Origin of the sequence: Myxococcus llanfairpwllgwyngyllgogerychwyrndrobwllllantysiliogogogochensis (assembly GCF_006636215.1) — a bacterium.
GTDB lineage: Bacteria > Myxococcota > Myxococcia > Myxococcales > Myxococcaceae > Myxococcus > Myxococcus llanfairpwllgwyngyllgogerychwyrndrobwllllantysiliogogogochensis.
In genome coordinates this window covers 1-11,014 of the sequence record NZ_VIFM01000343.1, presented here as the reverse complement: position 1 = coordinate 11,014, position 11,014 = coordinate 1, and the positions used below count along the sequence as shown (strand labels likewise).

Here is an 11,014-nt window from a genome sequence, read left to right as displayed (position 1 = left end):
GAGGCGGGGAGGGCTCGGAGGCGTGGCACGCGACGGGGCCAGGGTCGGTGGCTGGGGACCCCACGCTGGCGAATGCGTTGTTCGGAGACCTGGCGCCGCTGCACCAGACGGACTGGGAACTGGCGGCGATGACGCGCGAGGAGCGGACGGCGCGCGCCGAGGAGCGTGAGCATCGCTCGCCGCTCGACGTGCAGGCGACGCTGGAGCAGGCGCACCAGGAGGTGGAGGCCGCGGCGATGGCGTCCATCCAATCCGCGCGAGGAGGCGAGGACTGGGGCGCGGCCGTGGCGGGCGGCGAGGGCGAGGCTTTTGATGAGGGCGCGCTGTCCGCGGGCGAGGTGTTCCGGGCGGAAGGGGATGACGCGGGCGCCGGGGCCGTGGCGAGCGCCGACGCAGGTGCTGCCGCTGATGCGTATGCAACTGGCGCTGATGGCGCGGCTTCCGCCGAGGGCTACGGTGGTGCTTCACCCGAGGGGCATGACGCAGGGGCGTACGGTGGCGGTGCCGCTCCCGAGGGCCATGACCCCGGTGCGTACGGAGAGGGTGCTTCTCCCGAGGGTTATGACCCCAGTGCGTACGGAGGTGGCGCCTCACCTGATGGTCGTGACGTAGGGGCGTACGGTGAGGCTTCTCCCGAGGGCTATGACCCCGGTGCGTCCGGTGGTGCTTCTCCCGAGGGCTATGACCCCGGTGCGTCCGGTGGTGCTTCTCCCGAGGGTTATGACCTCGGTGCGTCCGGTGGTGCTTCTCCCGAGAGGTATGACGCAGGGGCGTACGGAGGTGGTGCCTCTCCCGAGGGTCATGACCTCGGTGCGTACGAAGGTGGGGCCTCACCTGAGGGTCATGACCCCAGCACATACGGTGGTGCTTCACCTGATGGTCATGACTCCGGTGCGTCCGGTGGTGCTTCCCCCGAGGGATATGACCCCGAGGCTGCCTCCCCCGAGGGGCCTGACTCCGGTGCATACGGTGGTGCTTCCCCCGAGGGCTACGACCCTGGAGCGTCGTCCGGTGGTGCTTCCCCCGAGGGATATGACCCCGGGGCTGCCTCCCCCGAGGGGCATGACTCCGGTGCATACGGTGGTGCCTCCCCCGAGGGCTACGACCCTGGTGCGTACGGTGGTGCCTCCCCTGAGGGATATGACCTCGGGGCTGCCTCCCCCGAGGGGCATGACTCCGGTGCATACGGTGGTGGTGCATCCCCCGAGGGTTACGACCCTGGTGGTGCCTCCTCGGAGGTTCATGCCTCCGGCGCGTACGAGGCGGGCACGGCGACCGGCTACGACTCCCCGACGAATGGAACAAGCTCGGAGCCCTACAGCGAGGAGGGGTACGAGGCGGGTGCGTATGGCGGAGACTCGCTGACGGGATACGACTCCACCGAGCCAGCCGGGGCCTCGGAGGCCTACGGCGCGGATGGCTCGACGGCGAGTGCCTACGAGGACGGAGGCGCGGGTTTCGCGGAGGGCACGCTGGGCCCGGACGCGTTGGCCGCGGCCGGTGGGCAGGACTTGGATGGTGCCGCGACGGATGCGCTGGATGAAGCGGCGATGGACGCGGCGTACGGGACCGACGAAGCGTCGACTGCTCCGAGCGCGGACATTGCTCCGGCGAGCGAAGGCGCATCATCGCTGGGACTCGAAGGGTGGGGCGGGCAGTCCGGGCAGGGAAATGTCGCGACCCCCGGGAGCCTGGATGATGCGTTCTCCGAGGGCTTCGCAAGCGCGGTGACGGGTGACGGGAGCTCGGGTGGAGTGAGTGGTCCGCCCACGGTCCTGTATGGCGTGAGTACTCCAGAAGCTGGGGCTCTGACGGACTGGACGGCAGCACAGCCGGATGCGGGAGGTGAGGTCGAAGCCTCTCCGCCACTGGGGAGACTCGCCTGGACAGAGGAGGCCGTTTCCGCGCCGGCGTCACGGCCGGTGGCGGTGGCGCCTCGGCTCGGGGACGAGGGGTTCTTCGACGTCGACACTCCAGCGTCCTCGCAGGGAGATGCGCTCTCCGCGGCCGAAGCAGAGCTGGCCGCCATGCGCGATGTGGGAGCACGGCCGTCCGTGCCGCTCGAGGCCTCGCCGTGGACGGAGCTGCCACCGGACCCCGAGGTCGAGAACTCCGCGAAGGGATTCGCCGAAGTCGACGAGGTGTCTCAGGCGCCGAAGGGAGAGCCAGTCGCGGAGGCGTCGCCCGAAATCGAATCCGCGCCCACTGACGGGGCGGAAGAGGAGAGCCTGCCCGCCTCACCGTGGGACGTATTGGAGGCGGAGCTTCAGGCCAAGGTTCGACAGGATGACCCGACAGGTGCTCCCGTTGAGCCCCCGGCCGCAAGTGTTGGCGCGGACTGGTTTGACTCGGAGCCGGCTGGTGCGGAGGCTGCGGCGGTAGCGAGTGCTCCCACTGATGCAGCTTCGGTGGACGCATCGGCGAGCGAGCCCGAAGGGCAATCACGGGTCGAGGCCACCGATGAATCGGCGGACAGGCCTGTCGCGGAGCCAGGAGCCGAGGCCGCCGGAGCGAACGAGGCGACGGACTGGTCTGGCGCGGAGCCAGAGGCCGCCAGAGCGAACGAAGCGACGGACTGGTCTGGCGCGGAGCCCGGAGCCGAGGCGTCTGGCGCAAACGAGGCGACGGATTGGTCCGGAGCAGAGCCCGGAGTCGAGGCCTCTGGCGCGAACGACTCGACGGATTGGTCCGGAGCGGAGCCCGGAGTCGAGGCGTCTGGCGCGAATGAGGCAACGGACTGGTCCGGAGCAGAGCCCGGAGCCGAGGCCTCTGGAGCGAACGAGTCGACGGACTGGTCCGGAGCGGAGCCCGAGGCTGCCGGAGCAAACGAGTCGACGGACTGGTCCGGAGCGGAGCCCGAGGCTGCCAGAGCAAACGAGTCGACGGATTGGTCCGGAGCGGAACCCGGATCCGAGCCTTCCAGCGCGGATGTGGCCGGAGGCTGGTTCGATTCTGAAACAGGTGACGTGCAGTCTCCGACGGGCACTGTCTCCGATTCGCTCCCCACGGAAGTCGAAGGCGTCGCGTCGCTCGATGCGAGTCATCACGCCACGGATGCGGCTGTCCTCGCGGCCGACGGTGTCACGGCGACGGCGTCGGACGCCTCGGCGGGATGGTTCGACTCCGAGCCGGAGGGCGCCGCGCCAGGCGACTCGTCCCCTGGCGCTGTGTGGTTTGACTCGAACACGGAGGACACCGCCTCGGACGTGTCTGGCCAGCCAAGCCAGCACACGACGGCGCCGGGGGCTGAGTACTGGCCCGCGTCCACCGAATCGGAGTCGGTACACAGGGCGGACACGGAGCCTGAAGGCGCCGTGGAGGACACGTCCCTTCCCGAGTCGAACGCCCGGCCGGAGGAGTTCGAGAAGCAACTGGAGGAAGCGCATGAGCGCGTCCGCTCACTGAGGGCCTCGCTGGAGCAGGAGCTCGCGTTTCGTCAGGACGCCGAGCGTCGAATCGAGGAGTCGCGCGAGCTGAGCGAATCCCTGCGAGGTGTCCTGGATCGTGAAGCGGCCCTGCGCGTGGAAGCCGAGGCCGTGCGCGACCGGAACGGAGAGCTGTTCCAGTCGTTTCAGGCGCGTCTCGCCGAATTGGAAGAGGAGCACGCGCGAGAGGCCACGCTGCGTGCGGAAGTGGAGCAGCAGCTCGACGAGGCTCGTGCGCGGGAGTCGGAGTTCGCGACGGCCCAGGCTCGAGAAGAGAGCCAGCGGCGAGAGCTCGAAGCGGAGCTGGAGCTGTCGCGGCGGCGAGAGTCCGAGCAGGACGTTCGGAGTGGCTCCGAGGTGGAGTCCCTCCGCGCGGAGCTCGCGGACCTCCAGGAGCGTCTGGACGCGGCGGAGGCTCGAGCGGAAGCCGAGGCCCAGGCGCGTGCGACGGTGGACGCCGCCGCGAAGGCGGCCTTGGCGCGCATCGAGACGCGCGAGCAGGACTTCATCGAGCTGCGGGGCCTGCTGGATGCCGCGGCGACGGAAGCCCGAGAGCTCACGCGGTTGAGGGTGGAAGACCTCGCGCGAGTGGAGGCCAGGGCGAAGGAGGCGCTCCTCGCGAGGGACGATGCGCAGGATCGTGCCGACCAGGAATCCCTGGCACGAGCCGATGTCCAGTCGCGTCTCGTGGAGTTGGAGGCGAGGCTTCAGGAGACGGAGACGCGAGAGGCGGCGGCGGCGCAGGCGCTGAAGGAAATCGAGATTCGGCTCGAATCCGAGGCGGCGGGACGGGTCGAGTCCGAGTCGCGTGCCGAGACGGAAGCTCAGTCGCGTCGGAGCCTGGAAGCGCGCGTGAAGTCCGCAGAGGTGGCCCTGGTCGAAGCGGAGGCCCGGGCGGGAGCAGAGGCCCTGGCGCGAGCGGAGGCAGAGGCCCGCGCGGCGACGGCGGATGCGGAGCGAATCGAAGCGGAGACGCGCGCGAAGATGGAATCGCGTGCGCGCGCGGAGGCGGAGGCCCAGGCGGAGCTGGATTCCAGGGCGCGGAACGAAGCCGAGGTGAGAGCGGAGTCCGAGACCCGTGCTCGCGAGGAACTGGAGTCTCGGACGAAGGCGGAGGTCCTCGCGCTCGCGGAGCTGGAGTCCCAGGCTTCGACCGAGGCGAGGGAGCGTCTCGAACAAGAGGTCCAGGCCCGAGCCGAGGCGGAAGCCCGAGCGAAATCCGAGGCCAAGCACCGCGCGGAGGCCGAGGCACGCGCGGAGATTGAAGCCCAGAACCGAGCGGAAGCCGAGGGACGAGCAGAGTCCGAGGCGAAGCAGCGCGAGGAAGCAGAGGCGCGAGCGGAGTCCGAGGCGAAGCAGCGCAAGGACGCCGAGGCGCGTGCCGAGTCCGAAGCGAAGCAGCGCAAGGAAGCCGAGGTGCGTGCCGAGTCCGAAGTGAAGCGGCGCGAGGAAGCCGAAGCGCGGGCGGAGTCCGAAGCGAAGCAGCGTGAGGAGGCCGAGGCCCGAGCCGAAGCCGAGGCGAAGCAGGGCGAGGCCGCCGAGGCCCATGCGGAGGCCGAAGCCAGGCAGCGCACGGAGCTCGAGACGCGAGCGGAGTCCGAGGCGAAGCAGCGCGAGGAAGCCGAGGCGCGGGCGGAGTCCGAGGCCAGACAGCGAGCGGAGTCCGAGGCTCGAGCGGAGTCGGAAGCACGGCTGCGAGCCGAAGCCGAGGCCCGAGCGGAGTCCGAAGCGAAGCAGCGAGCCGAAGCCGAGGCCCGCGCGGAGACGGAAGCACGCCTGCGCGCCGAAGCCGAGGCGCGAGCGGAGTCCGATGCGAAGCAGCGCGTCGTCGCGGAGACGCGAGCGGAGTCGGAGTCGAGGCAGCGCGCGGAGGCGGAGTCCCGCGCCGCGGCCGAAGCCGAGGTTCGGGCGGAGGCCGAGCTTCGCGCCCAGAAGGCCGCACAGGCGCTGACCGATGCGGAAGCGCGCGCCAAGACCGAGGGCCGTCACCGCACCGCGCTGGAAGTACGTCTGGACGCCGAAGCGCGCCAGCGCGAGGCCATCGAGACCCGCATCGAGGAACAGACCCAGGCGCGAACCGAAGCCGAGTCGCTGTCCGCCCGCCTCGCCGAGCAACTCGCCCAGCTCCAATCTCGCCTGGAGCAAACGGAAGCGGACCTGTCCCAGGTGCGGACGGAGCGCGAGGAAGCGCGCCAGTCCTTGGAGGCACTGCACGCGGAGAAGGCTCGATTGGAAGCGGACTCCGCGGAGGAGCGAGCCCGGTCCGAGCGAGAGCGCCTGGAGCTGGAGGAACGAGGCCACCGCGAGGCCGAGGAGGCCGCCGCGCACGCCCGTGCGGCGCTGCTCCCCCTGGAGGCCCCACCGGGGCGCCCCGAACTCGCGGTGTCCCGCAGCGGCAGTGTCACCCAGGAGGGCCTGTCCCGACTGGTGCTCCGACTCTGCGAGGCGCGCATGGAGGTGCGCCTGGAGCTGAAGGTGATGAACGCGCTGCGCGTGTTGTGGCTCCGGGATGGCTCGCTCGTGGGGGCTGTCTCCTCCGCGTCGGGTGAGTCGCTCATCGACCGTGCCCGCGCGGATGGCCTCATCGACGCGCGGCAGGAGGGCGAGCTGCGGCTGGTGCGCAGCGCCACCACCGGCGCGCTGCTCGACGCGCTCCGAGGCCGAGGCTATCTGCGCGAGTCCGAGTCCGTGCCTCTGGTGCAGCGCTACACGGAGCAGGTCTTCCTGGATGCCCTGGCCGAGCCCTCCACGCTGTACCGGTTGGTGCAGGAGCCGGCGCCGCACGAGGTGGCGCTCGCCGCCGCCACGCGCCCGCCGCTGTTCCTGCTGGCGGAGGCCCTGCGCAACACGCTGACCGCCGAGTCCCTGCTGGCGTCCGCTGGCGGACTCCGCGCCCGTGTCGCCCGAGGTGACCTGCACCTCGCGCCCGACGACTTCGGCCTGCCTCCCAAGGACTTGCAGCTGCTGTCCCAGGTGGATGGTGAGCACACGGTGGAGGCGCTGTTGTTGGGGGCGGGTGTGCCGCAGGACTCGGCCTTGAAGGCGCTCTCGGTGGCGAGGACGCTGGGGCTCATCATCCTGCGGCCCGCGGACGCGGATGACTCCGGAGAGCTACCGCCCGAGCTGGACGTCCGTCGGCTGGAAGCGAAGTTCGAGGAGATTCAGGACGCGGACTACTTCACCGTGCTGGGGCTGGCACGCACGGCGGGTAGCGAGGAGGTCAAGCGGGCCTACGAGCTGCTCGCCGCCGAGTTCCACCCGCTGCGTTTCGCGGGGCATCCGGACCCGGCGCTCCAGCACCGCGCGCAGCAGATTCGGGGTGTGTTGTCCGAAGCCGCCCAGGCCCTGGGGGATGACCGACTGCGCTCCGAGTACGCACGCAGCCTGCTCGACTGACAAGGGGTGGACGTCCCGTGCGCCGGGGCGAGGGAGGGCTGCCCGCACGGGGTTGCCCGTGCGCGCGGGGGGAGTTAAGAGGGCCTCCATGGTTCGTGAGATCCTCATCTGGCCCGACCCCATCCTGAAGCAGAAGGCCAAGCCCGTGACGAAGGTGGACGACTCCACCCGCGCGCTGGTGAAGGACATGTTCGAGACGATGTACGCCGCCGACGGCGTGGGACTCGCGGCGCCGCAGATTGGCGTGCTCCAGCGCGTCATCGTCCTGGACACCACGCCGCGTCAGCCCGAGTCCAAGCCCCTGGCGATGATCAACCCGGAGCTCGTCGCGCTCGAGGGTGAGACGACCTACAACGAGGGCTGCCTCTCCCTCCCCGGTGAGTCGGAGGACGTGGACCGCGCCGCCGTCGTCACGGTGAAGTACCTGGACGTGGACGGTCAGGAGCAGACGCTGCGCTGTGACGAGCTGCTCGCCATCGCCGTGCAGCACGAGACGGACCACCTGAATGGCACCGTCTTCGTGGACCACGTCTCCACGCTGAAGCGCGAGTTCATCCGCAAGCGGATGAAGAAGCTCAAGGCTTCGCGCGAGAGCGAGCTGAACCCTTCGGCTTCTCGGTAGTCGCTCGGGCCACGCCCTTCTTGGGGCACAGCTCGGCCACGACGCACCGGTCGCACTCGGGGGAGCGGGCAAAACACGTCCGCCTCCCGTGCCACACCAGGAGCTGGTGGCCTTTCGTCCACCAGGGGATGGGCAGCACGGACCGCATGTCCGTCTCCACCTTGTCCGGGTCCTCGTGCGTGGTGAAGCCGAGCCGGTACGCGAGCCGCTTGACGTGAGTGTCCACGGGGAAGGCATCGTCGCCGCCCAGGTGGATGCACACGACCCCCGCCGTCTTGCGGCCCACGCCGGGCAGCTCCGCGAGCGTGTCGCGCCGGAGCGGCACCTGGCCGCCATGTTCCCCCACGAGGATTTTCGCCGCCGCGACGATGTTCTTTGCCTTGGCGCGGTACAGGCCGCAGGTGCGGATGAAGGGCTCCACGTCGGCGGGTTGGACCTCCGCGTAGGCGTGGGCGTTGGGGAAGCGTTGGAATAGCGCGGGGGTCACCATGTTGACCCGCTTGTCGGTGCACTGGGCGGAGAGCATCACCGCCACGAGCAGCTCCAGGGGGGAGCGGAAATCCAGCTCGATGTGGGCATCGGGCATGGAGGCTTCCAGCCGCTCCATGACCTTCACCGCGCGCTCACGCTTCGCCGCCGTTGTCTCACGTCCGGGCACGCGGCCGTTGTATGTCACCCCTGTCGTGCCCCCAAGTACTGGCTGTCGCCACCCTGCGGGAGAACCATGAAGCCCATCGACTTTCGCTCCGACACCGTCACCAAGCCCACCGCCGGTATGCGCCGAGCCATCGCGGAAGCGGAGGTGGGGGACGACGTCTACGGCGAGGACCCCACGGTGCTGCGCCTGGAGGCTCGGGTGGCGGAGCGGCTCGGGCTCGAGGCGGCCGTCTTCGTACCCTCGGGCACGCAGGCCAACCAGGTGGCCATTGGCGCGCACTGCCGGGCGGGGGACGAGGTGCTGACCGAGGCGGGCAGTCACATCCTCCACTACGAGGGCGGCGCGGTGCCGGCGCTGTGGGGCGTGCAGCCGCAGCCGCTGCCGGGTGAGCGGGGCTTGCTGACGCCGGAGGACGTGGCGGCGGCGGTGCGCGAGGACAACATGCACAACCCGCGCACGCGGCTGCTGTCGTTGGAGAACACGCACAATCGCGGAGGGGGCTCGGTGTGGCCGGTGGAGCGCTTCCGCGCGGTGGTGGACGTCGCTCGCAAGGCGGGGCTGGCGGTGCACCTGGATGGTGCGCGCCTGTTCAACGCGGAGGTGGCAGCGGGTGTGCCCGCGTCGACGTGGGCGAGGCTGACGGACACGACGTCGGTGTGTTTCTCGAAGGGGCTGGGGGCGCCGGTGGGCTCGGCGCTGGCGGGCCGCGCGGACCTCATCAAGGAGGCGCGTCGGCTGCGCAAGCGGCTGGGCGGAGGCATGCGGCAGGCGGGCATCCTGGCCGCGGCGGCGCTGTACGCGCTGGACCACCATGTGGAGCGGCTCGCCGAGGACCACGCGAATGCGCGCCGACTCGCGGCGGCGCTGGCCGAGGTGCCTGGAGTGAAGGTGGACACGGCGCGGGTGGAGACGAACATGGTGTTCGCGGAGTTCGACCGCCCGGCCCTGGAGATGGTGACGCTGCTGGGGGGACACGGCGTGCTGACGAACCCGGCGGGAGGACCGCGCTCGGTGAGGTTGGTGACGCACCTGGACCTGTCCGCGGCGGACATCGACGAATCGGTCGCACGCATCCGGCGAGCGTTGGCGTAGGCCGCCGGTCGCCACGCGGGGCTCAACGAAGGGGCGAGTTTTTCCGGGCAGCGAATCTGCCCGTCCCCCGGGGTTGCTTGCTCGCTTCCGCTCCGGGCGAAGCCGTGGCTGCTGGGCGAGGGAAGGCACCGAGCGGAGCGTGGTAGGCTCGCCGGGCCGTGCGTCGACTCCGCCTCCTCGCCTTCGTCAGCGTCTGCGCCTGCTCCACCCCTCGGTCGGAGCAGAAGATGAGCTTCGATGAGGTCTACGAGACCCCGGAGCGGTCCTCCGCGGAGCCGTCCTCGTCCCCTGTCCCCGAGGGTGTCCCCGCCCCGCCGGGTGGACGTGTACGCCTGGCCGCGCCCGAGCCCTCCATGGAACTCCAGGAGGCCCTGGAGTCGTTCAGGGAGCGGGCCCGTGGGCACCGTCGGAAGGTGGCGCGGGGTGGGCCCATGCCGTTGGGGCAGGTGGAGAGCTGGGAGTTGATGAACGGGATGTTGGATGCGTTCCTGGCGCGCGCGGTGGAGCGCACGGACTCCCGCGACGTGGAGCGAGCCCGAGGCGTCCTGGAGGCCGAGTTGGAGCAGGACGGCAGGACCTATGGCGACATGCCTGGAGCCCTGGCGGAGGCCGTGGTGCTGAGGGTCGGGCGGCTCGCGGTGCGCATGGCGGAGCTGCGGCGGCTGGAGCATCCGGAGGAGGTCAACGGACTGCCCCGACTGGCCTGGCCCGTGGATCCGGTGACCATCACCAGTGTCTTCGGCCAGCGCTGGCACCCCATCCTGGGCGAGCAGCGGCGCCACCTCGGCGTGGACCTGGCGGCGAAGCAGGGCCAGGTCGTCTACACGGCGACGAAGGGCGTGGTGTTGCGTGCGGGGTGGAACGGCGACCACGGTCTCCAGGTGGAGGTGCAGCACGATGGGCGCTGGTTGACGCGCTACAGCCACCTGTCCCGGGTGTTGGTGGAGCCGGGGGAGATTCTCGAGCGGGGCCACGCGGTGGGGCTGGCCGGCGAGACGGGGCTGGCCACGGGCGTGCACCTGCACTTCGAGCTGTGGCGGGATGGTGAGGTGATGGACCCCCTGGACGCGCTCGGTGACGAGGGTGAAGGGCGTCTGGAGGCGCCGCCGATGGCGCGGGGTGGTGCGGGCTTGTGAGCCCGCAACGCATCAGGGGCGCCACCGGCTTGAGGTAGCGCCCCTGAGGGGAGTGCCCGGTCCATCGCGAGTCCCTGGGACGCCACGGCATGAACCGGGGTGGCGTCAGCGACTCACAGCGAGTTCTTCAGCTCCTTGGCCGGACGGAAGCCAATGGTCTTCGAGGCCTTCAGCTTCATCATCTCGTTGGTCTGCGGGTTGCGAATCTTCCGCGCCTTGCGGGAACGCACCGACCAAGTTCCGAAGCCGGGGTAGCTGAATCGCGCGTCCTTCTTCACCGCCTTGCCGATGTTGGTGAAGACGATGTCGAGGATCTGCGCCGCCGACTTCTTGGTGAGACGTGTCTGCGCCGCCACCACCTCGACGAGCTCTGCCTTGGTCATTACGCCCCTCCGTCCTGCGTTGTCTGGCCTTGAATGCGCGTAAGCCAACCGGTGGTAACAAATCGCTCTTTTCCCTGTCAATGCTGACCGCGCTCCGAGGCCGGAAAATCGGCCTCCGGACGAAAAGTTGGCTCGGTGAAACACCGGGCGTAGACAGAGGGAGAAATCCGCACCCGAGACACCGACACACCGTGTGGAATCAGGGTGTCGAAAACAATTGGGTTGATCGTGATTTGAAGAAAGTCTTTGGGATTTCGATCACTTGGCGTGTGTTGCTGATCGCGCCTGGGTCGGGGTGGGCG

Annotated in this window: 7 protein-coding genes; 4 read left to right on the top strand and 3 right to left on the bottom strand. The window is 70.0% G+C overall.

Going from position 1 to position 11,014, the window contains the following annotated elements:
* Positions 1 to 47 precede the first annotated feature (47 nt).
* Together FJV41_RS52795 and def are read left to right on the top strand one after the other, a co-directional pair.
* On the top strand, positions 48 to 6,821 hold the full coding sequence (locus FJV41_RS52795) for a DnaJ domain-containing protein (RefSeq protein WP_181791374.1): 6,774 nt from the start codon (positions 48 to 50) through the stop codon (positions 6,819 to 6,821).
* A gap of 88 nt (positions 6,822 to 6,909) precedes the next feature.
* The gene (def, locus tag FJV41_RS44480) at positions 6,910 to 7,443 is read left to right on the top strand and encodes a peptide deformylase (RefSeq protein WP_141648714.1); all 534 of its coding nucleotides are present in this window, start codon (positions 6,910 to 6,912) and stop codon (positions 7,441 to 7,443) included.
* Here def and nth read toward each other — a convergent pair.
* Positions 7,397 to 8,119: an endonuclease III gene (gene nth / locus FJV41_RS44475; RefSeq protein WP_246137809.1), complete on the bottom strand. Its 723-nt coding sequence runs from the start codon at positions 8,117 to 8,119 to the stop codon at positions 7,397 to 7,399. The genes def and nth overlap by 47 nt on opposite strands.
* 48 nt (positions 8,120 to 8,167) lie before the next feature.
* On the opposite strand from nth, the gene ltaE reads away from it, so the two are divergent.
* Both ltaE and FJV41_RS44465 read left to right on the top strand, forming a co-directional pair.
* The gene (ltaE, locus tag FJV41_RS44470; protein ID WP_141648712.1) at positions 8,168 to 9,193 is read left to right on the top strand and encodes a low-specificity L-threonine aldolase; all 1,026 of its coding nucleotides are present in this window, start codon (positions 8,168 to 8,170) and stop codon (positions 9,191 to 9,193) included.
* A gap of 227 nt (positions 9,194 to 9,420) precedes the next feature.
* A complete protein-coding gene (locus FJV41_RS44465; protein WP_217442604.1) occupies positions 9,421 to 10,329 on the top strand; it encodes a M23 family metallopeptidase in 909 nt (302 codons plus the stop codon).
* A 113-nt stretch (positions 10,330 to 10,442) separates the two neighbouring features.
* On the opposite strand, the gene FJV41_RS44460 is transcribed toward FJV41_RS44465, so the two are convergent.
* Both FJV41_RS44460 and FJV41_RS53245 read right to left on the bottom strand, forming a co-directional pair.
* Positions 10,443 to 10,712: an HU family DNA-binding protein gene (locus FJV41_RS44460; RefSeq protein ID WP_002635502.1), complete on the bottom strand. Its 270-nt coding sequence runs from the start codon at positions 10,710 to 10,712 to the stop codon at positions 10,443 to 10,445.
* Between the two features lie 77 nt (positions 10,713 to 10,789).
* Positions 10,790 to 11,014: hypothetical protein (locus FJV41_RS53245; protein WP_220137952.1), on the bottom strand; the 225-nt coding region annotated here is incomplete at its 5' end.

Bases quoted from the DNA above. Each gene is read 5' to 3' on its own strand.
- def (WP_141648714.1), top strand. From the start codon at position 6,910: ATGGTTCGTGAGATCCTCATCTGGCCCGACCCCATCCTGAAGCAGAAG.
- FJV41_RS44465 (WP_217442604.1), top strand. From the start codon at position 9,421: ATGAGCTTCGATGAGGTCTACGAGACCCCGGAGCGGTCCTCCGCGGAG.
- FJV41_RS44460 (WP_002635502.1), bottom strand. From the start codon at position 10,712: ATGACCAAGGCAGAGCTCGTCGAGGTGGTGGCGGCGCAGACACGTCTC.
- ltaE (WP_141648712.1), top strand. From the start codon at position 8,168: ATGAAGCCCATCGACTTTCGCTCCGACACCGTCACCAAGCCCACCGCC.